Annotated in this window: 20 protein-coding genes; 11 read left to right on the plus strand and 9 right to left on the minus strand. The window is 34.8% G+C overall.

Features of this window, described 5'->3' with window-relative positions:
* Window positions 1-368: 368 nt before the first annotated feature.
* Window positions 369-713 carry a hypothetical protein gene (locus tag EGI26_RS05190; RefSeq protein WP_255076820.1) on the minus strand — a complete coding sequence of 115 codons (345 nt, stop codon included), beginning with the start codon at window positions 711-713 and terminating at the stop codon, window positions 369-371.
* A 126-nt stretch (window positions 714-839) separates the two neighbouring features.
* Entirely contained in the window at window positions 840-1355 is a 516-nt protein-coding gene (locus tag EGI26_RS05195) for a PepSY-like domain-containing protein (protein WP_255076821.1), read from the minus strand.
* 141 nt (window positions 1356-1496) lie between these two features.
* Here EGI26_RS05195 and EGI26_RS05200 point away from each other — a divergent pair, with 141 nt between their 5' ends.
* Both EGI26_RS05200 and EGI26_RS05205 read left to right on the plus strand, forming a co-directional pair.
* Window positions 1497-2426: a hypothetical protein gene (locus EGI26_RS05200; protein WP_255076822.1), complete on the plus strand. Its 930-nt coding sequence runs from the start codon at window positions 1497-1499 to the stop codon at window positions 2424-2426.
* 16 nt (window positions 2427-2442) lie between these two features.
* Window positions 2443-5145 (plus strand): CHAT domain-containing protein, encoded by a 2703-nt coding sequence (locus EGI26_RS05205; RefSeq protein ID WP_255076823.1) that lies wholly within the window; start codon window positions 2443-2445, stop codon window positions 5143-5145.
* Here the strand turns inward: EGI26_RS05205 and EGI26_RS05210 are convergent.
* Together EGI26_RS05210 and EGI26_RS05215 are read right to left on the minus strand one after the other, a co-directional pair.
* Window positions 5111-5833 (minus strand): hypothetical protein, encoded by a 723-nt coding sequence (locus tag EGI26_RS05210; RefSeq protein ID WP_255076824.1) that lies wholly within the window; start codon window positions 5831-5833, stop codon window positions 5111-5113. The two genes, EGI26_RS05205 and EGI26_RS05210, sit on opposite strands and share 35 nt — an antisense overlap.
* Before the next feature lie 6 nt (window positions 5834-5839).
* Complete coding sequence (locus tag EGI26_RS05215) at window positions 5840-6448, minus strand: RNA polymerase sigma factor (RefSeq protein WP_255076825.1); 609 nt, start codon at window positions 6446-6448, stop codon at window positions 5840-5842.
* Window positions 6449-6705: 257 nt separating this feature from the next.
* Here EGI26_RS05215 and EGI26_RS05220 point away from each other — a divergent pair, with 257 nt between their 5' ends.
* From EGI26_RS05220 to EGI26_RS05230, 3 genes are read left to right on the plus strand one after another with little or no spacing between them, the layout of a single operon-like run.
* Window positions 6706-7152, plus strand: coding sequence for a nuclear transport factor 2 family protein (locus tag EGI26_RS05220; RefSeq protein WP_255076826.1), 447 nt, complete (start codon window positions 6706-6708; stop codon window positions 7150-7152).
* Window positions 7153-7212: 60 nt separating this feature from the next.
* A complete protein-coding gene (locus EGI26_RS05225; protein ID WP_255076827.1) occupies window positions 7213-8976 on the plus strand; it encodes a DUF885 family protein in 1764 nt (587 codons plus the stop codon).
* Window positions 8973-9398, plus strand: coding sequence for a GNAT family N-acetyltransferase (locus EGI26_RS05230; RefSeq protein WP_255076828.1), 426 nt, complete (start codon window positions 8973-8975; stop codon window positions 9396-9398). The genes EGI26_RS05225 and EGI26_RS05230 overlap by 4 nt, the downstream gene beginning before the upstream one ends.
* A 22-nt stretch (window positions 9399-9420) precedes the next feature.
* Here the strand turns inward: EGI26_RS05230 and EGI26_RS05235 are convergent, their stop codons facing one another.
* Window positions 9421-12873 carry a M4 family metallopeptidase gene (locus EGI26_RS05235; RefSeq protein ID WP_255076829.1) on the minus strand — a complete coding sequence of 1151 codons (3453 nt, stop codon included), beginning with the start codon at window positions 12871-12873 and terminating at the stop codon, window positions 9421-9423.
* Window positions 12874-13102: 229 nt separating this feature from the next.
* Between EGI26_RS05235 and EGI26_RS05240 the strand changes: the two genes are divergently transcribed.
* From EGI26_RS05240 to hpf, 3 genes are all read left to right on the plus strand, one after another.
* Complete coding sequence (locus tag EGI26_RS05240) at window positions 13103-14536, plus strand: TonB-dependent receptor (protein ID WP_255076830.1); 1434 nt, start codon at window positions 13103-13105, stop codon at window positions 14534-14536.
* 6 nt (window positions 14537-14542) lie between these two features.
* Complete coding sequence (locus EGI26_RS05245; RefSeq protein WP_255076831.1) at window positions 14543-16081, plus strand: hypothetical protein; 1539 nt, start codon at window positions 14543-14545, stop codon at window positions 16079-16081.
* 246 nt (window positions 16082-16327) lie between these two features.
* Window positions 16328-16681 (plus strand): ribosome hibernation-promoting factor, HPF/YfiA family, encoded by a 354-nt coding sequence (hpf, locus tag EGI26_RS05250; RefSeq protein ID WP_255076832.1) that lies wholly within the window; start codon window positions 16328-16330, stop codon window positions 16679-16681.
* 20 nt (window positions 16682-16701) lie between these two features.
* On the opposite strand, the gene tsaB is transcribed toward hpf, so the two are convergent.
* The 4 genes from tsaB to rpmH all read right to left on the minus strand — a co-directional run bounded on the left by tsaB (window position 16702) and on the right by rpmH (window position 20059).
* Window positions 16702-17373 carry a tRNA (adenosine(37)-N6)-threonylcarbamoyltransferase complex dimerization subunit type 1 TsaB gene (tsaB, locus tag EGI26_RS05255; RefSeq protein WP_255076833.1) on the minus strand — a complete coding sequence of 224 codons (672 nt, stop codon included), beginning with the start codon at window positions 17371-17373 and terminating at the stop codon, window positions 16702-16704.
* Window positions 17370-19043 carry a S41 family peptidase gene (locus EGI26_RS05260; protein ID WP_255076834.1) on the minus strand — a complete coding sequence of 558 codons (1674 nt, stop codon included), beginning with the start codon at window positions 19041-19043 and terminating at the stop codon, window positions 17370-17372. The genes tsaB and EGI26_RS05260 overlap by 4 nt, the downstream gene beginning before the upstream one ends.
* A gap of 392 nt (window positions 19044-19435) precedes the next feature.
* Window positions 19436-19837: a ribonuclease P protein component gene (gene rnpA, locus EGI26_RS05265; protein WP_255076835.1), complete on the minus strand. Its 402-nt coding sequence runs from the start codon at window positions 19835-19837 to the stop codon at window positions 19436-19438.
* A 66-nt stretch (window positions 19838-19903) separates the two neighbouring features.
* On the minus strand, window positions 19904-20059 hold the full coding sequence (gene rpmH, locus EGI26_RS05270; protein WP_255038398.1) for a 50S ribosomal protein L34: 156 nt from the start codon (window positions 20057-20059) through the stop codon (window positions 19904-19906).
* An 86-nt stretch (window positions 20060-20145) separates the two neighbouring features.
* Here rpmH and EGI26_RS05275 point away from each other — a divergent pair, with 86 nt between their 5' ends.
* The 3 genes from EGI26_RS05275 to EGI26_RS05285 all read left to right on the plus strand — a co-directional run bounded on the left by EGI26_RS05275 (window position 20146) and on the right by EGI26_RS05285 (window position 23894).
* The gene (locus EGI26_RS05275) at window positions 20146-21558 is read left to right on the plus strand and encodes a M61 family peptidase (protein ID WP_255076836.1); all 1413 of its coding nucleotides are present in this window, start codon (window positions 20146-20148) and stop codon (window positions 21556-21558) included.
* Between the two features lie 169 nt (window positions 21559-21727).
* A complete protein-coding gene (locus tag EGI26_RS05280; protein ID WP_255047828.1) occupies window positions 21728-22537 on the plus strand; it encodes a glycogen/starch synthase in 810 nt (269 codons plus the stop codon).
* Window positions 22538-22544: 7 nt separating this feature from the next.
* Window positions 22545-23894 (plus strand): DUF4270 family protein, encoded by a 1350-nt coding sequence (locus EGI26_RS05285; protein WP_255076837.1) that lies wholly within the window; start codon window positions 22545-22547, stop codon window positions 23892-23894.
* Window positions 23895-24190 lie beyond the last annotated feature (296 nt).

A 24190-nucleotide genomic window follows, 5' to 3' on the forward strand; every position in this document is an offset into this window, starting at 1 on the left:
GAATTTGGCCTGCGTAAATACCTCAAAACCCGAAGGAAGTATTCCATCAAATGTCACAGAATATTTTACAGATTTCTTTCCGCTTTTATTATCGAGCCCCTCTTTAAGTTTGCCAGACATCTCACTCACCATGGTGCTGTCTACCCGAATCAAATTGTACTTTAACTGCTCGCTATAAGCATAATAATCTGAAAAAGTAGTGTAGATGAACTCATAGACTTCCTTAAAGTAATGATAGTCAATCTTTGAAAGCCTTTCCGAAATGGAGCTTCTGACAACGGTTTCCCTTTCATCTAAGTCAAACAGTACTTTAAATCCAGAATCGTTAAAAGTATCTTCTAAAGTGCGTTGGCTTAATTTCTCATTGTCTAGAATTCCATAAAGTAGTAGATGAACTCATAGACTTCCTTAAAGTAATGATAGTCAATCTTTGAAAGCCTTTCCGAAATGGAGCTTCTGACAACGGTTTCCCTTTCATCTAAGTCAAACAGTACTTTAAATCCAGAATCGTTAAAAGTATCTTCTAAAGTGCGTTGGCTTAATTTCTCATTGTCTAGAATTCCATAAAGTAGTAGATAGAATACCTTTTTGGCATGCAATACTTTAGTATAATAGTCAACATTCGTATTAGAGGATAGGTGGGTTAATAAAGCCTCTGGTATTAACCCTATCAGTTGGCTTACTGATACCTTGTGGTTCTTGAAATTTGTCATTAGATTTTAAGAAAGCGTAGCCAAAGATACAAATTCATAAGTCTAAGACAACGACAAATCATTAATAACAAAAAATGGCCGGAAGATATTTAATCTTCCGACCATGACTAGCCTAAGCTCCTTTTTTTACCAAGTTCTCACCCTTAACAATTGACCGCTCAAACTGAAATCTAACCTGACTCTGTTGCTAAGTTTGACCTCATATTTGTTTGCCGACTTTTCTGCCTTTACAATGGCGACTCCTGGATAATTTTTTGTGACGTAATCCAAAATTACCTGCGGAAGTGCTGCAATAGGATCATCAGAAACCTTAGTTCCACCTTTGCTGCTACCCGATACTTCAATAAAAATACCAGAAATACTAAACTCCAACTTGGTCAAATCAGAAAGTGTAATCTCGAATTTTGTCAAATACTTTTCTGCTTTGATAATAGTTTTCCCAGAATAATTTACATTGATGTAAGTAGTAATGGCTGATGGCAATGAACTGACAGACACGTTTGTACCATCACCTGAAGCATTTGCTAATACCGAGAATATCGAAGAACTATCATCTGGTTTAAGAAGCGAATCGTCGCAAGAACTAAGAGACAACACAACCAAAGACAAAAAAGATAAGCCAAAACTTCTGGATGTTTTCATAATTTTAAATTAATTTACGGTGATAATTGTTTTTTGCATTTAAGTATCTTCTCACCTAAAAAATGTAACTACATATAATATTATTTTTTTGCAACCATCGTTAATATTCCACCGTAGAAAGCTTTAGATATCCCGAATTGAATGAAAAAAGAGTACATATTTATAATTATCGCGTTAGTGAGTTGGATGTTTTCTTGTAATCCTAATCTTACAGAAGATAGCATTTCTCCTGACGACAACAACTCTTCAAACAACAACCAAACCACTAATAACCAAACAAATTCAAATACTACTGCAAAAGGAAATTGTAATTTAATAGCTTATAAAGACACATTATTCTTTCTTGAAAACCTTAAAGACGACTTAAAAATAAACCCTCTGGTGAAACGAGACGGAGAATACGGTGCTTATCCAGAAGGATTAGAAATAAATGAGTCACACGGTGAAATAAATATTACAAAGAGTGAATCTGGACTTCGTTATAATGTATTTTTTATTCCCAAAAACTCAAAAGATACTTGTTTTACTCATTTGACAATCTCTGGTGTAGATTATATGAGTAAAATATACGTCTTGGACAAAAATGAAAAAGTTGCCGCTCCCATTTACAACAATAATCCAAATTTTGCTATACCAGGGGTAAATACAAGAACTACAGAATTTGATGATGATGATGATGATGACAATGGGAATGGTTTTTTAGACGAGCCTCTTCCGGGCCAGCAAGTTATAGCTCAAGGTTTAGATATTTCAAAAATTGATGGTAAGATAGTGCTTGACAACTCACTTCGGAAAGGGTTATTGGGTGCTTCTCCAAAAAATGGCTCAACAAAAAAACTAAAGCTCTATTACAGATTAGATGATAAAAGTGGTAAGGCACTTAACAAAATAGAGTTAGAGTTTCATTTTTTCGAGAAAGAAAGTGACGTACCCAAAAGCCTAAAAGATAAGATTTTTGAAAACCAGAATTCTTTCTATAATCCTAATTTTGGACTAAAATATGCTCGTATTTTTAGAATTTTTCGTAAGCCAAGACCTCCTCAGATAGTGATTGTTGGACGGAATTATTGAGTTTTTTTTAAAAAAAATGAAATCAAAATACCTTTCTTCTTTCGTAAGTGTTTTTATTTTCGGAATAGTCCTCTCTCAACCATTCGGGGTTAGCATTAATAAAGAACTGCAAAAAGGTCTTTATTTTTTTAATCTTGAAAATCCAACGAAAGCTACTGACATCGAGGCAAAAAAGCACTTTCTAAAAATTGCTGATCTAAAACCAAAAAACAAAGACGAAGCGATCAAAATTGCGAAGGCAAATGAAAAACTTGGAGTTTTAAATCAAACTTATTTCCAAAATCGTGAAGCCTTAACTTTTTACAAAAAAAGTGTTGAAATTGCCCGAAAAAACAACTTGGCCGACACCTCCATCTTTGCATCATTATTGTACTTGAGTGGTGTACATTATTATAACGCCGCCTACGACTCTTGCCTTTATTATCTATCAGAAGCTGAAATATTGCTTGATAAAAACCCAAAATTACCTGAAGCCGAAAGACTCTTCAATACCAAAGGTGTGTTGCTTTTTGAATCAGGAAATTTCCGCCAAAGTCTTGTTTACTTCAAGAAAGCAGAAACTTTGGTAGGCACAGATGAGCTCTCCAATCTCAACAACCAAGCCTTGGCTCTTCAATTCTTAAATCAACCAGATAGTACCCTAAAAATTTTGAACAAACTCACAAAAAAATTTCCGAAGGAGAACGACCTGAAAATTAATCTAGCCTCTGTTTTAATAGAACTTAATCAACCTATAAAGGCCATTTCTGTTTTAAAAAAGCCAACTAATGACTCTTTGATATACTTTAACACCATAGGCAAGGCATATTTTAAGCTCCGCGACTTCCAAAAAGCAAAATTATATTTTAGCAAATCTATAGAACTAAAAAATAAAAAAAAGGCCGACAAAGCTTATTCTCATTATTATCTAGGCAAAATTGCGGCTAAGGATAACTTACATTATGATGCTTTGTTTCATTTTCAAATGGCATTACAAAACATTGATTTCTTTTTCAAAGAAAAGAATATTTACAAAAATCCAATAAAAAATAGTAGTGGTTTTTATTCATTTTTTATTCTAGATATTCTCACAGAAAAAGCAATGAGTTTTGGAGAACTGTATATAAAAACATCCGAACTTCGCTACTTAAGAGGTGCCATTAATGCATTTGAAGCTTTCAGAATATCTGCTCAAAGTATTTCTAAAACTTATAATCAAGAAAATGCAAGGCTAGACATTATAGAAAATTTACATCCTAAATATCAGGCATATATACGTTTTTTATGGAATGCATATAATAATACAAACAATAAAGAATATGCTGAGCGGGCATTTGAAATAAGTGAGGAAAGCAAAGCGACCGTTTTGTCATTGGGAATAAATGAAAACATAATAAAAAACAACAGCGACATTCCTGATGACCTACTTAAAGCAGAGCAAATTTTGCACATTTCATTAGCTGCCTTGAAAAAAAATATTGAAAACACCAGTGAAGACAAACAAATTGAAAAGTATCTTGAAGTAATTAACGAAACCGAAATAAGGCTGGGAAAACTCAACGAGAAACTTGAAAATTATCCGGAATATAGATTGAAGAAGTTTCAACAAAATCAATTGGTAAAAATAAAAGAGGTACGAAAATATTTACAAAAAAATGAAGTACTACTCAGCTATTTTGACTTAGGAAAAGAAGCAATTGTTTTTGCTATAACAAAAACAAAATTTGAAACAACTACAATAAAAAACAAAGCCTTATTTGAGCAAAAAATCAAGGATTTAAAAGCACAAACTCAAAAAGTAACCAAACTAGAAAATACCAAATTTATTTATGCCGATTTAATTAAACCCTTCAAAAATATTATTCAACCCTACTTTCACATCATTTTTATCGGAGATGGTATTACGAACGGTTTGCCTATGGAATGTCTCGTTGGGCACAATGGGGAATACTTGATAAAAAGCAATCCCATTTCTTACCTTTTTTCCGCTAAATTTATCCAAACTACTAAAAAAGTAAGTAAATCGAACAGAATACTGGCATTTGCTCCATTTGCAAATGACAAAAACAACCCGGACTTTCTTCCCAATTCAAAAAAAGAAGTAGACAACTTACTTGATTCTAAGATTTTTTTGGATTCTGATGCCACTAAAAAAGTCTTTTTAGAAAACGCCAAAGACTTCCCCATAATCCATTTGTCCACACACGCAGTAGCTGATCTCAAATTGCCAGAAAAGTCCTTTATTAAGTTTCATAACAACCAAACACAAAAAGAAGACAACAAGCTTTATTTGTTCGAACTTTCTGCCGGAATGCTCAAGAATACACAATTAGTTTTTCTATCTGCATGTGATTCTTATGGGAACACCCACCTCGACGGTGAGGGTATCAGAGGCCTATCACGAGGTTTTTATTTAGCAGGAAGCCAAAGCATTATTTCATCACTATGGAAAGCTGAAGACTATTCCACGGCCTATCTCACCAAAAAATTCTATAAACATCTTGCTGACGGAGCGACTTACCCCATTGCTTTACAAAAGGCTAAATTGGATTTAATTGAAGACCCGACAATGGTGCAATTTAGGCATCCAAAATATTGGGCTCATCTGGTATATGTTGGCTTTCAAAAAGATAATGAATACTGGATTTACAATTATTTAAAATATCTCCTTGGTGCTTTGGCAATTCTTTTAGTTGCGTTTTTGTTCAAAAAAAACTTTCTTTCCATGCCAAAATCTTGATTTTTGTAACGTAAATCCAATCAAAAGTCGATTTATATGGATTCGTATATTCCATTTTCTGAATCATTCCTTCAGCCTCAGAGTATTTGTTTAAGCCAATCAAACTTTGACATTTATAAAATTCAATTTCATTTTTATAAACATTGGTTTTGTCCCTAGGCTCCAATTTTTCAATTAATTCAAGTACTTTGTTGTATTCTTTTTTATTAAAATAAGCCATAGCCGTCAAAAATTCAAGCTTTTCAGTAGGTTCATTGCTCGAGACATACAATTTTATCAAACCCTCATAGTCTTTTGTTAAATAAAGAAACTCTGCACGTGGTTTTTCTTCAGCATCTCCTCTTTGATTGGGTTCTATATATTCAATCGGCACGTTTTCAAGCAAATCTGCCCCTTCAATTAGGTTAGTCCAAAAGGCACTAAAAGTCAACAACCCAAAAATAATTATGGCTGCTATTTTTATTTTTGGAAAACTAAATTTCGATTCATTACGGATTTGATATGCCTTATTTGCTTTCTCTACATCGCTTTTTAAGCCTTGAAATCTTAACAATTCCAAGACAACTTTGTAATCATTAAAAGACGATTTTAATTCTGGATTCTCCAACAATTGTTGTTCAAAGCCTAGCCTTGCCTCAAAAGTCATTTTGTTGTTCAAATAGTCATCAAAAATTTCAAATCCTTCCATTTTCTATTAAAATATTCTTAGTGCTTTATACAACGATTCCTTTAAATGGGGCTGTTGGTTCAGTTTTTCTGTCATTGATTTCATACATTTGGCCTTTTTGTTTCTTAACACTTGGTCGTTCTCAAAATCGGTAAAAGCGAGTATTTCTTTTAAGGATAATTCTTCATAATAAAACTTCTGAAGTATAACCTTACAAACCGATCCTAATGTTGACAATACATTTGAAATTAAGTCCAAAGCTTCATTTTTATTCAATTGTTCCTGAATATCTTCCTCAAACTTAGGATTGGCTTCTACCCAAATATTGGCTCTTCTAAATTCCGCCTTTTGTTTTTTCAATTTCCCCAACCAAATGTTTTTTGCGACAGCATACAAAAAAGATTTCAGACTTGATTCACCTTTAAATTTATCATTTTGAACAATCTGAACAAACGCTAGAAATGTCTCTTGAATAACATCCTCAGCATCCTCTTTAGTACCGCTATTATTCAATACCATATTTTTCAAAAAGCCAAAATACTCCTTATACAAATATTGCAAACAAGTATTTAACTCCGTATTGGACTTAAGTTTTACCAAAATTTCTTTCTCTTTCCCTGCAGTGAATAGAGTCATGTTTTACTGATAATTGTTTTAATTTATCTTATTTTATGTTGTTTGTCATATTGTTAAGTATGAGTTGTTTGTAAAAATGTAACTTAAACAAAATCTATTTATAAAATTAAGCCTTATTTTTTGTTCTCAAAAACTTCATCGTATAGCATCCCAAAAAAAGAGTCATTTATCCAATAAATAATAAGATAATGCTTCATCGTAATTTTGAATACAACAAAAAATATGTTAGAATTGAGGAATTTTAAGAACACTTATCAATGAAAAGAATATTCTTTATACTTATTCTCACTTTTGGGTATTCCAAAATAACTTTTGGCCAAAGCGAAGAAGCTCAAATAAAAAAAGCAATCGAAACCTTCTTTGATGGCATGTATAAAAGAGATACCATGCTAATAAAAAGTGTATTACACAAAAACTGTTCGCTAAATTCAGTAAATATAAAGCCTGATCAAGCTGCCACACAAAAATCAGAAAGTATAGCTGGACTTCTTAAATCCATTGGTACAATTCCCCAAAATGTGGTTTTGGAAGAAAGGCTTTTAGAGCATAAAATACAAATTGACGAGGCTTTAGCTATAGACTGGACACCTTACGAATTTTATGTAAACGAAAAACTCTCGCACAAGGGCACCAATGTGTTTACGCTTATTAAAACTGAAAACAAATGGAAAATCATTGCCATAATAGATACCCGAAAACGATAAAATCAATTAAAAATATTGGCCAAAACAAATCCTTCTGGCTAAAAATAAATTTAAAAAAAAATGAATAAACTCCTTATTTTCACTGTATTCAGTCTATTTATAATTGGATGTAATAAACCCAAAGAAAACAAGCAACTTAAGACCCTTTTTGAGCATTATTATGAGGAAAGACTCCAGTTTTTCCCTCTTGAGGCCACCTCTCAGGGCGACAATCGTTTCAATGACAAACTGCCTATAGATATTTCTGAAGGTTACAGAAAGAGCCTTTTGAGCTTCTACCAAACATATCTTAATAGTCTGGATAGAATCGAAACCAAAGAATTGTCAGAAGACGAACTAATTCAGTACAATACATTAAGATTTAATCTAAACACCGAGATAGAAGGCTTAACATACCCATCGCATTTAACTCCCTTCAATCAGTTTACAGGTTTGCCTTTGACCTTTGCTCAGCTAGGAAGTGGGGAAGCTTCACAGCCATTCAAAACCACCCAGGATTATGACAATTGGCTTAAACGTATAGATCAATTTGTAATTTGGGCCGATACAGCCATTGCTAATTTTGACAAAGGTATTGCCAGTCAATTTGTTCTTCCAAAATCTTTGGTTGTTAAAATGATACCTCAAATGCACGATTTGTCTGAGCCAGCCGCCACTGAAAATCTATTCTTTGAGCCAATAAAAAAGCTCCCTACCAATTTTACTCCTGAACAAAAAATAAGCTATACACAAAAATATACTGAAGCAATAGATAAGAAAATAAGACCAGCATACAAAAAGCTCGAGGTTTATTTAGCTAAAACTTACCTTAAGGCGGCAAGGCCATCTAGTGGTATTGGAGCCTTAAAAATTGGCAAGAAATATTATGACTATCAAACTTACTACTGGACCACTTCTCTAAAAACTCCCGATGAAATTTTTCAAACAGGGCTATCAGAAGTGAGTCGGATACAAAAAGAAATGTTGAAAGTAAAAGACCAAGTAGGGTTTAAAGGAGATTTGTTGACTTTCTTTGAAAGTGTAAAATCTGACCCCAAATTAATGCCATATAAAACACCAGAAGAAGTTTTGGCAGCTTTCAAAGCCATTCAAACCAAGATAGACCCTAACCTAAAAAAAATATTCAATAATACCCCAAAAACAGGGTTTGAAATAAGAAGAACGGAGGCATTCAGAGAAGCTTCAGCAAGTGCTGAATATATGCAAGGCACCGCAGATGGCAGCAGACCGGGTATCTTCTATGTACCGATTCTTGATGCCACCAAATTCAATATCACTTCGGGTATGGAGTCTCTTTTTCTGCACGAGGCTATACCAGGGCATCATTATCAAGTTTCATTGCAGCAAGAAAACCAAACTATTCCAAAATTCATGCGTTTCGGTTGGTATGGAGCTTACGGAGAAGGTTGGGCATTATATACTGAGTCTCTTGGAAAGGAGCTTGGTCTCTATACTGACCCATATCAGTATTTTGGCTCTTTGGGTGATGAAATGCACCGTGCTATTCGCTTGGTCGTAGATGTTGGCATACACATAAAAGGCTGGAGCAGAGAAGAAGCATTAAACTATATGCTACAAAATGAAGCGATCTCCAAGGAAGGGGCAATTGCCGAAATTGAGCGTTACATGGCCATACCAGGACAAGCTCTTTCATACAAAATTGGGGCATTGAAAATCCGAGAATTAAGAGCAAAATATACAACTTCTTTGGGTGAAAAATTTAATCTAGCTGATTTTCATGATCAAGTACTGAAAAATGGCTGCTTGCCGTTGAGTGTTTTAGAAGAAACTCTCGATGCGTGGGCTAATAAGTTAGCTAAATGATACGAAAAGCCACCAATTCAGACCTAGAAAATGTAAAAAAGCTGATTGAAGAGCTTGAAGAACAACTCTTTGACTTTGATAAATTCAAAGAGATTTTTCTGAAAAATATAAGCAATACAGAGGTTCATTATTTCGTAGCTGAAGTAGATAATGAAGTAGTTGGTTTTATGAGTTTATTCGAATCTACCCCACTGCACCATTGTCAAAGACTAGCTGAAATTCAAGAACTTATCATAAATGAAAAATATAGAGGACTGAGTATAGGCAAAGAATTCATAAGATTGGCAGAAGACCTAGGAAAAGAAAACAATTGGCTCCAAATAGAACTTTCTAGCAACGTAAAAAGACTAAAAGCCCATAGCTTTTATATAAGAAATGGATTCAGCAGAGGACACTACAAATTTGTAAAAAAAATAAAATAGTAAAAGGCCGAAAGGCCTTTTACTATTTTTTAATAATTTTCAGTGAATAAGTTTGCAGATTGGTCTGTACTTTCACTATATATTGTCCTGATGAGAGGCTTTTTGCACTTTCGTTTACTTTTGTGCTTTTCTTCAATACTTTTCCTGAGTTATCTAATATTTCCATTAAAATAAGTTTTTCATTTTCTGGCAAAATCAAATTAAGATTATCCTCTACAGGATTAGGAGCCGCAATAACCTTCTGACTAAGAATGGGCTCATTTGCCAAAACTGCCATCGAAATTGCATTTGAAGAAACACTAAAACAACCATCACTAGTTACGCTTTTTACTGTATAAACTCCACCAAAATCTTTCTTCAAGGTGGTGCTGGTAGTTTGTCCGCCAATTGGATTATTATTAACAAAAAACTGATACAGAGTACCCCCAGAAGCCACAACTGAAGTCACATTGTCGGTGAGTTTTGGAGTGGTTGGGGTGATACAAAAAGTCATATCAGCAGTAGCTCCGGCATATTTTGAATCACCTACTTGTATTGCCCTAATGGTTACTTTACCTGGTGTAGACCCCAAAACTACCATTTTACCATTAATGCTCGCATCTCCTGACACTACAGCGTAAATAAGGCCAAGCTTTGAGCTTGACGTAGCCACAATTTCGAATGATGTCTTTGGCAACTTATCAGAAATAGAATTTATCGTAATAGTTTGGGCTTCTTTAGTTGGCAAAGCTCTTGTACCCACGGCATAGGTAATGCCCCACTTGGCATCCGTAAATAACACTTCAGAGGCACCATTTGGAGATATTTTGTCACTTTTAAGATTTGCTCCTTTTATAACCGCCACATTACCATCTAAAGCATTAAATAGCAGCTTATTGTCTGCCTTTGTAAAATTTGGATAGCCTATGTCATTGTTTTCTTCCACAACCTGTACATTGTTGGTAGATTTTCCAAAATCTATTGTTATCACGTAAAAAACATCTTCCTTCGACACAAAATAATCGAAAGCATATATACCTGTATTGGTTTTGGCCAAAGCGGGATTTCCGATATTGTCTCCTTCTTCAAGATTCGAAAACATTTTTTCTATAACCCCATCTGAAAAATCCTTTTTCAACGGATCCCAAACTCTTATAATACCCACATCCCAGTATTCGAAACTTTTGAAGGTACTTTTAGCTTCATTAAAAGCATCGTAGACAATAAACTCACCAGAATAATCCCATTCAAATGAATCTGCATACAATACTTCCCCCGTATTAACTCCCTGTGTATAAGTAGGATTATACAACTCAAACTTTTTATTTTTGTTGTTTACCAAATCAAAAACATATATAAATACGTCGTTTTTACTTGCCAATGCCGCCAATTGTTTTCCGTCTTTTGATATAGCTACATTACGCCAAGATGGCTCAGATGAAAGCTTTTGAGGTGCAGAGTTTTTAGATAAATCAACTCTATAGATATGAAAATCTTTACCTACAAAATACACAAAAGTTCCGTCGTCAGTAATACTTGGCTTACCTAAACATCCCAATCCATTGGAAATTTTGATAAAGGTAGCAGCATTTAACGCTCCAGAGTAAAGACTATTATCTGTTGGGTCAAAAGCCACCAAAGACTCCGTACCAGGGTTTGTAGGAATTGTATTTTCAGTAGAGCTATTTCCAGTACCCGTGGTACCAGTATTAGTTGAGCCGTCTGTAATTCCTACAAAGTCAAAAGCCGCTTTTGCCGAAGCGGTCTCTTGGCCTTCACCATAAATGTCTTTTGCTGATTGAATGACAGCAACTCTCAAGTCTGCAAACTTCGACGTCCTTGTCAAGTAAGTAGTCATAGCACGCCAATAGACTTTTTCGGCTTTGTCTTTATTCATGCCAGAAGCCGTGGCAAACTTATAAAAAGCATGATTCGGTATTCCACTATTTACATGCACACCTCCATTGTCTTCACTCGGTGTATCTTTCAGAAACTGATATTGTGACATGTTTTTTGGTTGATAACCATTATCATTTTTACCACCTTGGTTTGGATTTTCTAATGACCTCAACGCCCCAGAAGGAAAAACATCTAGTTTTACTACATCTTCACCTAAAGTCCAATCATCCCTATCAATCAAAGCTCCAAATATATCTGCAAAAGATTCATTTAGAGCTCCCGATTGATTCCTATACTCCAGCCTAGCTGTATTCTCAATTACTCCATGGGTCATTTCATGACCTGCTACATCAAGAGCCCCTGCCAAAGGCTTAAAACCATCCTTACCATTGCCATATCCCATAAATTGACCATTCCAATAGGCATTATCCATACCTTTCCCGTCTTCATCTGTAATATTTATGACTGACAAAATATTCCCTTTTGAGCCATTTAATGAATTCCGATTAAACTTTGTCAAATAATAATCATAGCAAATGGAAGCATTTATGTGAGCTGAAACCGCTGTGGCGTTCCAACTATTTTTGTTTGTAGAACTTACTTGCACCAGAGCCATTTCTTCATCATCTACCCTAGAATTCTGGGCATCAATAGTCCAAATTGCTCCTTTTGGGCTATTTGGCAAGCTAGATTGAGGATTAAACATATTCTTCGTTGCATCAATCATAAAGAAATTTTGACCTACCTGCACAGCGTTGAAACTTTTAGTTATTCCATTCAAATCTTTTGAACTTGCAATCACCACTCCATCTAGCGTACAGGTATGATTGTATTTATTAAGTACTAAACCAGAGTGTGCATCAATAAAATAGACCCATCGCTCCAAAATATTTGGCCTTACAGTGATATAATAAACTAGGTTATTCTTTTTCTCAATATTCAAAATCATTAGCTCGGCAGTATCTTTATCCAATTCCAAAAACTGGCTCATTTTTCCATTCTTTTGAACAATCGTATTCTTACCAAGATCTTTCAAACTAAGCTCTATAGCGGCCGAAGAACTTATGTTTGGAATGGTGTTAAGTACCGGACTAGCAAATATTTTACCCATCATAAACTCTGCTACACCATTTTTATTGGCATGAACTACCGCCTCTCCACCATAGATAGGTACCCCTTTAAAAGATTGGACCAATTTCAAATGTCTGAAGCCCAAGCCATCAGTTTCGTCAGCAACTAATCTAAACTCATCCTCTGGATTATTGACCTTCAAATCTCTTCTTACCGAGTTTAGGAAACTACTGCTCATGTCTCCACTACTTTTCCTAGCATTTCGTTGATCTTTTGAGTACGTTGGATTATCTATAAAAACAACCGCTCCAGACTCTTCGTCTTTTAAAATTCTTTTAGATGTAAGTTTTGGAGAAAAACTAAATTTCGGATTAGAAATCTGCGAATTTTTCTTGCCGGAAATTATCTCAAAATCAGCAGTGATAGAGGCTCCTTCTGGGGTTCTTTTCTTGCTTTCAAAACCCTTTTGAGCAAAAGCAAAAAGAGAAAAAAACAATAGTGTAAAAGAAAGTAGATTTTTTTTCATTATTTTCAAAATTTATTGAAATTATAATTTACAACAATACACTCAATATGAAAATTCAATTTGAGCCATTTACAAAGTTCATACAATATAATATATTTATATAAAATATTTAAAAAATATAGTTTAAATACAACAAAAAGTACATTAAACAGTTATTTTACACCATAAAGTACAAATTTTATTATATTTGCATTATAGCATATATACTTCAAAAAATCTTCAAATTACGATGTCTTTAGTACACGATTTAGGTCTGGGAATCAATCAAAAAGCTCTCAAAATAAATCTTGATCCGAAAATTTATGGCACTTTTGCCGAGATTGGGGCAGGACAAGATGTAGCTGCTGCTTTCTTTAAAGCAGGAGGTGCTTCGGGTACTATAGCCAAGTCTATGTCGGCCTATGATATGAAGTTTTCTGATGCTATTTATGGACCAGTAGCAGATGGCCGCTATGTATGCGAAGAGCGTGTAATAAGCATGTTAGATCATGAATACAATCTCTTAATAGAGAGACTGGACGAACAAAGAGGAGAAAGCACACAGTTTTTTTCTTTTGCCAACACCGTCGTTACACTCAATTATCATAAAAACAATCAGCCGCATGGATGGATGGGATGTAGGTTTCAGCTTACTCCAAACGGCGAATTCCATGATGTCACCTTACATGTCAGGATGCTCGACAATGACACTTTGCTTCAACAGCAAGCCTTAGGTATAATAGGTGTAAATCTCATATATGGTTGCTTTTATTACCATCAGAAGCCAGAGATATTATTGGAATCATTGAGAGACAACCTCACAAAGGGGCGAATTCAGATTGATGCTATAAAGTTTGAAGGCCCTGCTTTCGAAAAAGTAGATGGTAGACTTATGAGTCTGAGGTTAGTAAAAAATGGTTTTTGTGACCTTGCTCTTTTTGGCCCAGATGGCAAGATTCTGCAACCTTCAGATGTCTTGTATAAAAAACACATTTTGGTACTTAGGGGTCGTTTTAGACCTGTTATTAATGTACACTTGGACATGCTCGAAAACGGAGTAAAGCAATTTATACAAGAACCTGATGTGGATGAAAGCAAAATGATAGTGGTTTCTGAACTCACTTTAAATGCACTTCAAGAAGGTCAAGATGATTCTATCGACGACAAAGATTTTCTCGACCGTGTAGATATTTTATGCTCATTAGGCCAAACCGTAATGATAACCAATTATGTAGAATATTATAAATTGGTGGCCTATCTGTCTAAAATAACCAAACTCAAGATTGGCTTAATCATAGGTTTCCCAAATTTAGAATACATCTTCAATGAAGAAAACTACAAAGATTTGCCAGGTGAAATATTAGAATCCTTTGCAACGTTATTTAGTAGGAAACTTAAATTATTTGTTTACCCTACTTTGAGAAACAACATCATCATGAACTGCATGAAGTTCAACCCTCCAGCACATTTAAATGATTTATATAGATTTCTAATTGCAAACAACAAAATCGAGGACATTTATCATTATAACAAATCCAATTTGAACATCCAAACTGACAACATGTTAGAATTAATACAAAGGGGCGAAGAAGGATGGGAGGAACATGTACCAGCCGAGGTAGTCACATTTATCAAAGACAGATGTCTATTTGGTTTTCCTTGCGTAGTTATTCCTAAAAAGTAAACAACAATGCCAAAATATTTATTGATACTTATTCTGATAAGTAATTTCGCTGTGTCTCAAACAGCCAAAATTATCTTACCAAATCAAAAAAACTGGAATGTTGCAAGAGAAGGCTCAGAACTAAATTTCAAACTGAGCATAAGCCCTGACACTTTACTAAACAACTACCAATTCAGTATTCAGCAAGGAAAAATAGCAGGAATGAATCTAGATTCGATCGGGAACTTTCTGTGGAAACCCGCTTACCATTTGGTAGATAGAATTGAGTCCGAGAGAATTTTTCAAATAGTAGTAGTAGCCTTGAACAAGGAAGGTCTTCAAATGACCACCATTCTTGACTTAAAAATACTTCATACCAACAGACCACCCATTTTAAGCGACTTAGGAACATTTTATGTGCAATTTAATAGCCCAAATACGTATAAAGTAAACTCCGAAGTAGCTTACGACGAAGATAATGACCCTATAGCTTTTGTTCCAATTCTCGAAACACTACCTGAAGGAATGATGATGTCTACACAAGGAGAAATTACTTGGAGACCATCAAATAATCAATTTAATTCTCTAAAAGAAAAACCACTTTATATTGACTTCTTGATTCAGGACCAGCCATCTAAAACACAAACAAAAGGCAAAATAAAAATAGAGGCTACACAAATGGATTTGCCTCCTCAAATAACTGTCATACCCAAAAACGAAAACTTACTTATCAAAGAAAACGAAAACGTAAATCTTAGATTTTATCTATCAGACCCGAACGGCGATGATGATATTCAAGTTTTTGATTTTTTAACCAATCAAACCGGCATTCCAAAAACAAGTCTTATAAAAAACACCAACAATCAGTACGAATTCGTCTGGATTCCCGGCTATGAGTTCGTTCAAGATCCTAGAGACACTTTGGGTTTTTATATAGATTTTTTTGTTTTAGACAAAGCAAAAAAACGTGAAGTAAAAAGAATATTCTTCACAATAAAAAACACTATCAATGAAGCTGAGTTAGATAAGAAAAACTACAGCTTATATTATGGCACTTTGGCTAGGGCTTGGGAACTGACCGAACAACTTAAAGAAAAAGAAGAAGAACTAAAAAAAGCGTATAATAGGTCAAAAAAAGGCAAAAAACAGAGATCTGTTTTAAATGCATCTTTGGGTGCTACCACTGGACTTTCCTCAATCTTATCCAAAAACAATCCCGACACACAAAGACTTATCTCTACATTTGGAGGAACCACTGTACTGACCATCGGTACACTCGAAGCCACTGAGGTAATAGGAAAATCGATGAAAGATTTGATAGACCGCCTTAATTATGTGATAGAAAAGAAAAACGAACTTCAGACCAAAGGAGATATTTTTTCTAGGGATTTTTCTTTAAAAGCTGCAAGAAGAAATCCAGAATTCATTAAAAAAGTGGACGAATTTATGGGAACTATGAATCTAAAAGGGCTTGTTGCTCTTGAACTCAATGCCACTTGGGAAGCAAAAAATAAAGCTACAGAGAAGAATATTGAAAAAACTTTCAAAGATTTTGTTAGCTGGTAAACCACAGCTAACAAAACCCTTCTTCAAGAAAAAAGCAGCCTAAAATTCTGATTAAAAGCTACATCTGTAGAAGGAGATTTTTTAGGCAAAAAAGTCTTCATATAAGAATACCACCACTCAAAAATATCTTCGAAATTTTAGCTTAAACTTCTTGGTTGATATTTTATAAATACATATCTTCATTTCAAAGATTGAGAGTTCAATCTAAAACAAAACTATTTGTTTCACCTAAATAGAAATGTGAGTATGAAAATCGAAGTAAATGCAGTGCACTTCAGTGCCGACAATGGACTCAAGGAGTTTATCCAAAAAAAACTTAACAAACTCGAAACATTTTATGACAAAATAATAAGTAGTGAGGTCTTCCTCAGATTAGATAAGGGAGAAAAACTAAACACCCACAAAAAACTTATAGAAATTAAACTAAATGTTCCTGGAAGTTCGATATTTGTGAAAGAGTCGGGAGATACTTTTGAGGCCGCCACAGACTTAGCAATGGACACGCTTACAAGAAAAGTAAAACAATTTAAAGAGAAAACAAAAACAATAGGAAGGGATATGCCAGAGACGCTTGTCCCCGAAGAAATAGAAGAAGACTAACAAAATAAAAGCCCTGAAATTCAGGGCTTTTTTGTTTTAAACATGTATTCTTTTAAATAATTTGGCTCAAATAAAGTCAAATCCTCGAAATCGCCTGACATGTATTTGTCATAGCAAATCTTCCCAGAAAAAACGGCTGAAGGCAAAATGATTTCTCTCAAGAATTGAGCATTGGGATACTTTATTACCTCCTCACATTTGGCACTTCCTTCACCAAAAAACAGAACCTTGTTGTTATCTAAAATATCCTGAAAACTGTTTGAATCAACAATAATAGCTTCAACTTCGGAGATTATTTTTCTTGAATTTGCATCAAAGAACGCACTGTAGACTTCCATCCTCCGAGCATCTATTAATGGACACAGTAAATCTCCATTAAACCCAAAAACTTGATGAGCCAATAAATCTAAAGTACCAAACGACAAAAGCGGCTTATCCAAGGCAAAAGCCAAACCTTTGGCAGTAGAAACAGCAATTCTTAGTCCTGTATACGAACCTGGGCCTTTTGCTACAGCTATCGCACCGAGTTCCTTTTTATCAACTTTAGCCGTCTTTAAAACATTATCAATGAGCGTAGTTAGCATTTCGGCAGAAGACCGCTCAATTCTAGACTCTGCTGATGAAACAAGATTAAAACCATCGAACAAAGCCACCGAACATCCGGTAGTGGAAGCATCTAGAGAAAGTATCATTTACCAGCTAATAAAGATTTGTATTTTTGAGGATTCCCGAAAAGCTTAAGAGCCTCCTGAATATCTTTGTCTTTTTCAAAAGCAACGAACTTCATGGCTTTTTGATAATAATATCTACTCAAAATTTCTAATTCCAAAGCTTCTTTTATCTGCTCCCAGTTTTTCTTCACCAAACCTTGGGTATTCAAATCCGCCACTTTCTTCAAGTCGTCTAAATTCGATTTCATTTTTGTATAATCTCCACTTTCCTTAGAACTTTTGATCAAGGCATCAATAGCTTTCTGATCCGCAGTTTCATAAACAAACTTTTGATTTTTAAGCCAAGACTCAAACTCACCCATTGTTTTATTCTCTAAACTGAAGTTTTCTTTGGGTTTTTCATTTTGATTGTCAAAATAATACTTGTTTGCATAGTAGAAAACCATCTTGGTTTTAACCAAAGTCTTTACATAATCAGACTGGTCTGCCGACTTGGTGGCAATATCTGGATCAATTCCAGCCCCATCCAATACCAAACGTCCGTTTTTGGTCTTAAAAGGTACTCGCAAAGAATCTGGCAATTTACCAAAAGACCCATCGGCCTGTCTGTGACCGTAATCTATGGCCTGAATACACCTGCCAGAAGGTATGTAATATTTAGAAGTAGTCACTTTCATTTTGGTGTTGTAGCTCAAATCTTTGGTTATTTGCACCAATCCTTTTCCAAACGAACGCTGGCCAATGAGTACGGCTCTGTCATAATCTTGCAAGGTACCCCCTACAATTTCGGAAGCCGAAGCACTTCGTCCATTAATCAAAACCACTATCGGCATGTCAGTATCTAAAGGCTGTTCTTTGGTTTGATACTTGTAGTTCCACTCCTTTACTTTTCCTTTGGTTTCTACCACCAAAAGATTCTTCGGAAGGTAAAAATTACAAATCTCCACAGCCATGTTCAATAATCCACCTGGATTGCCCCTGAGGTCAAGCACCAAGTTTTTCATGCCTTTGTCTTTAAGCTCTAAAGTAGCGGTTTTTATTTCTTTTGCAGCAGTTCTACTAAAATCGGTGAGTTGAATATATCCAACCTCTTCGTTTATCATGCCATAATGTGGTACATTGGGTGTTTTTATAACATCTCTACCCACACTTATTTGTAAAGGCTTGCTTTGCCCTACTCTATCCAAAGACAATTTTACTGAAGTACCTGTTTGGCCTTTCAGTAATCTTCCAAATTCAGCATCTGTTTTGTCCGTAACATCCACATTGTTTATTTTAAGTACTTGATCACCAATCTTTATTCCTGCTTTGTCTGCGGGAGAATCTTCGTACAACATAGACACTACGTGCTTTCCTTCAAAGTATTCTATGGTAGCTCCAATGCCATTATAAGCACCCACATTCATCGTGAAATAATCCTCTATCTCGTCTTCAGGATAAAACACCGTGTAAGGATCGAGCTCTTTCAACATGGCTTGAATACCCACTCTCATAGCCTTAGTTGGATTTATTTCGTCTACGTAGAGGGCATTAAGCTCTTTGTACATCGTTGCAAAAACATCTAAATTTTTGGCTATTTCAAAAAGTCTGTCGTCAACTTTATATGCTGAAAACCCAATGGCACCCATCAATAAAAATCCCAAAAGGAATAGCCTATGTTTTTTATTTGTTTTCAGAAAAAAATTCTTCATTTTGTTTTATTCGGTAATGTTATAAAACGCAAAAAATAAGGATATCGTTTATAGTTTAATAAAAAGCCAAAATCTTTACATTTGCACCAAAGTAAACATCAGCAATGACAATACCAAAATTAAAGCTCAGCCAAAATATTTTATTGTGTATACTATTTTCAGTGATACAAGTATTTATAATTCACAAGGCCATTATCATCTACATACCTTTGTTATTTACTATACTTTTTTCGTTGGTTTATGGACTTCTAGAACCAAAAAGAGGTTGGATACTCGCACTTTTACAGATAGTGATATTGATTCTTGGCTATTGGATTCTGAATTTATCGGGATACGTGGCTACAAAGCCCTATGAGGCGGTATTCGTCACTCATATAAGTATTTTTCCGTCTTTAGTGGCTAGCTTTATTACCAGTTTCCTTTTCAAGTCTAGCTAATAAGTTTTTCATTGCTTTTTCAATTATAGAAAACTCAATTATTTCATTGGCTACGTATATCAGTGCCAATGTTATATTTCCAGAAAAAATTACCTTGTTGGTTCTGTAAGCTTCCTTGGTTCGCCTTTTAATTTTATTTCTGTCAGTGGCATTTTTAAATTTCCGTTTAGACACCGACACCAAAACCTGAGGAAGAGCCTCTCTTATAGCTTCATCGGTTTTTTCAAAGGAATAAATAACTTTGAATGGATACACCAAAAAAGAATTGTTGGCAGTAGAATTTCGGTCAAAAAGTGCCGAAATTACTTTTTTACTCTTAATACGTTCGATTTTGCCTAAACTATTCTTTTTTTTCACTTAGGTATATATGAAAAAAGCCGCAATAAGCGGCTAATATCTTAATAAAATGTAAAACCTCAAATCTTATTTATGAGATTTTTCATCCGAAACCGATAGTTTAGCTCTACCTCTAGCACGACGAGCAGTAATTACTCTTCTTCCGCCTGGAGTAGACATACGCTCACGAAATCCGTGTTTGTTAGTACGCTTTCTATTTGATGGTTGGAATGTACGTTTCATATCCTTTTTCTATTAATTTTGTTCCTCGATTCTGAATTGGACTGCAAAGGTATCAAATATTTTGTAATAAAAAAACTCAAGCTCTAATGATTCAATACTTTTTTTCATTTCTTCCCGAAAACAGCCTTGTAGAAATCAGGATATTGATTCCGAAAGTACTTGAAAAAAGCTTGGAGTTGCATTTGCCCATGTGGAGACCAGGAAGATATCAACTGCAAAATTTCGCAAAAAACGTCCTGAATTTCAGTGCAAACACACAAAATGGCGAAAAACTTCATTGGCAAAAAACGCAAAAGAACGTTTGGAATGTCCAAGAAACCCAAAACCAAGACATCGAAATTCGCTATCAATATTATACCAAAGAGCTCAATGCTGGCTCAAGTTTTGTAAACAAGCATTTTGCTTATGTAAATCCAGTAAATCTGTGTTTGTACTTACCCAAACGAATCAATGAGCCTTTTGAGGTGATTATACAAAGGCAAAATATTGATGCTCAGTTTTCTTGTGGAATTCAGCCGCTTAGTGAAATTGAAAATCTTCTAACCCTATTTCCAAAAGATTTTCATCATTTCTTTGATTCTCCATTTATTCTTTCAAAAGATATTTTTCATGAGGAGTTTTCGGTCCGTGATGTAAGTTTCCACATTTGGATAGAAGGCATATTCCAGATTGACAAACAAGAGTTGATTGATGATTTATCAAAAATAGCCAAAACACAAATTCAGATTTTTGGTGAGTTTCCAGAAAAAGATTATCATTTTATGCTGATAGTGCCCGAAAACACCTATTACCATGGCGTCGAACATCGAAACTCTACCGTGATGGTTTTGGGCGAAAACGGAGTTTTGCCAAAAAGCTATTACAACGACCTGCTCGGTCTGGCTTCTCATGAGCTTTTTCATGCTTGGAACATCGCCAAGATTCGCCCAAAAGAACTCCTTCCTTATAAATACGGCCAAGAAAACTATTTTGAAACTTGTTTTGTAGCCGAGGGTTTTACAACTTACTATGGCGACAAAATACTATTTGAAAGTGGAGTGATAAGCTATGAAGAATATCTGCATGAACTCGAAACCACTTTCAGAAGGCACTTTGAAGAAGCTGACAATGCATCTCAGTCACTACTAGAAAGTAGCTTTGACCTTTGGGTGGATGGTTACGAAAAAGGCACCCCCAACAAAAAAGTGAGTGTTTACAGCAAAGGAGCCATTGTTGCTATGATTTTGGACTTGAAAATTAGAAAGAAATATAAAGAGAAAAAATCACTCGATGATGTGATGAAAAAACTCTGGAAGACATTCGGAAATCAAAAAGAAGGCTATACCTATCAAGATATCCAGAAAATATGCGAAAAAGTATATAGGGAATCACTCCAAGATTTCTTCTGCCTCTGTATCGAAAGCAACCTTTCCATATTTGACTACAACAACGAACACTTGAATTACTTGGGCTTAAAAATAGTCAGGGATGAAAACAGGTGCAGGATTTCATCTTTATAGGGCAAAGCTTAAACACAAATGAAACCAAAAATCTATCAATTTAAGGCCTAACACAAAATGTTTTAGCTTAATTTGTTTCAAACACTTGTATATTAATAGATTATTTTTTAGTATCTTTGCAGCCGTATTTGTTTCAAATACTATATTTTAGATACATTATTGGTTTTTTATGAGTAAACTGCGTATTTTATACATCTCCTCCGAAATTGACCCCTTTTTAGAAATTTCAGAAATTGCTTCTTTGTTAAGAAAACTCCCACAGGAAATGCAGGAAAGAGGCATGGAGATAAGGATATTGATACCGCGATTTGGACTTATCAACGAAAGAAAGCACAGATTACATGAAGTCGTTAGACTTTCTGGAATCAACATTAGCATCGGCGAAGAAGAAAAACCTTTGATTATCAAAGTTGCCTCTATTCCGTCTGCTAAACTCCAAGTGTATTTCTTAGACAACGAAGATTATTTCCAAAGAAAAACTGTTTTTACTGACAAAACTGGGAATTTCTACGATGACAACGACGAGCGTGCAATTTTCTTCTGCAAGGGTGCGTTAGAAACTGTGAAGAAACTTGGATGGGCTCCTGACGTAGTGCATTGCACAGACTGGATGACTGCGTTGATTCCGTTGTACTTAAAAACTACTTATAAAAACGACCCTATTTTTAAGAATACCAAAACCATTTTTACAGTTTACAACAACGTCTTCGAACACAAATTCACAGACGATATGTTTCCAAAAGTAAAGATGATGGATATAAGCGACGAAAACTTGGCCAATTTAAGGTCACAGGATTTCCTCGGATTCATAAAAATAGGTTGTCAATATGCCGATGTAGTTGTTACGGCAAACCCATCTTTGAATGATTCAATAAAAAATGCGTTGAATGAAACGGCAGACAGACAAATTGATTCTTTTATTGATGATGAAAACTCCGCTGAAACATTCTTTAACCTTTATACGGAGCTGGCAGATTGATTATTTTATGAAAAAAATTCTTATCGACTTACACAAAATAAGCCTCTTGCTTATTGCTGTTCTATTGTTCTCTTGTGAAAACCCCTCGGAAATTGGATTTGACTTTGATGGAAACGCTGATGCCACATCTGCTTACAGCGACACACTAAGTTTAGACATTTCTACCATTTTGACTGACTCTACAGTTAACGGAAAGGCAAATTATATACTTGCGGGAATAGTTAACGATCCAATATTTGGATTGATTAAAACCTCAGCTTATTTCCAACCTTCATTAGCTACTTATACCACTGCTTCTGGTACAGCTGCTTTAGACACTTTCAGCGTAAAGTCCAACCCAATCGCTGATTCTTTAAGACTTAGAATTGTAAATTCAGGACTTATTTATGGCGACACAATTACTAGAAGTTTTTACAATATTTATAGGCTAAAAAGCCCCATGAATTATTCAAAAAACTATAATGGAGATGAAAGCATTGAATATGAAGAAGCATCTTTGGCAAGATTTGGAATAAATTCTAAATCTTTTGTGAGTGATTCTAATACCAGCATTGCGGTGTTCATAGATTTACCTAAAAGTATAGCCCAGGAGATTTTAAATACTGCTCCTACCACAGGATCAGATAATTCAAAATTCTCATCTGCAATAAAAGGATTTGCAATAGTGCCGGAAGGCAGCAATAAGGCAGTTTATTCTTTTACAACAGGCCCTTTGAGTGCAGCCACCAGTACTTTGATTGCAAACTGGCACTATCAAGGAGATACTACAAAATATAATTATGCCTTTGACCTCAACGGGCCGAGACATTCATATATAAGCTTCGACAGAACTTCCAGTGTATTGTCGCAACTGTCCAAAGCTAAAAACGAATTGAGTGCAAAACTTACCAATAACTCATCCTTTGTACAAGGAGGTAGTGGAATTAGCACCAAAATCAATTTTGCCAACCTAAAGAACTTAGGGGCTAATATAAGAGTTAGCAAAGCAATTCTTGAATTCAACTTAAAACCCGAGTCTATCAATCCTCTTCATCCTAAGATATTCAATTTTGTTCTGGCTGAAGTGGATTCTAGAAATCAACAGACTCGTAATAGTTCAAACGCTTTGACCTATTTAACTCCAATTGGTAACGACTTATCAGGTGTTGTGTATTCTTTAGTAGATTCTACTAACACCGTCAACTTAGATGTTACGAATTACCTCCAAAAAATTACCAATAAGACGGTTACATCAAATGGATTGATGATAATGCCCGCAGTATTAACTACAACTGGCAATGGCCTACTGGCTAATGACAACCTCCGCCGAGCGGTGTTTACCAAACCTAAGTTAAAAATATATTATACAAAATACTAAGAGCTCTCGTAGCTCTTTTTTTTTGCTTAAATTATTCATTTTAACAAAATGTGTTCGGACCCCTATATGATTTTTTTAATATTTCTACCTTTAGCAAGGACATATTCTGTTAACTAAATAAACTTCATTTTTAGATCAAATGAACTTCCCATTCGCCAGCTATAACTCCACGCATTTCAATGAATCGTAAAAAAAATCAATACAAACGGCCGTTAAATAAGTTATTCCCTAATTTTAAATTTATTTAAAAAATCATAAGGCTTTTTCTTGAAAAATAATTAATATTTTTGCAATAA

Source organism: Lacihabitans sp. CCS-44 (assembly GCF_024343735.1).
In the GTDB taxonomy this organism is placed as follows: Bacteria; Bacteroidota; Bacteroidia; order Cytophagales; family Spirosomataceae; genus Leadbetterella.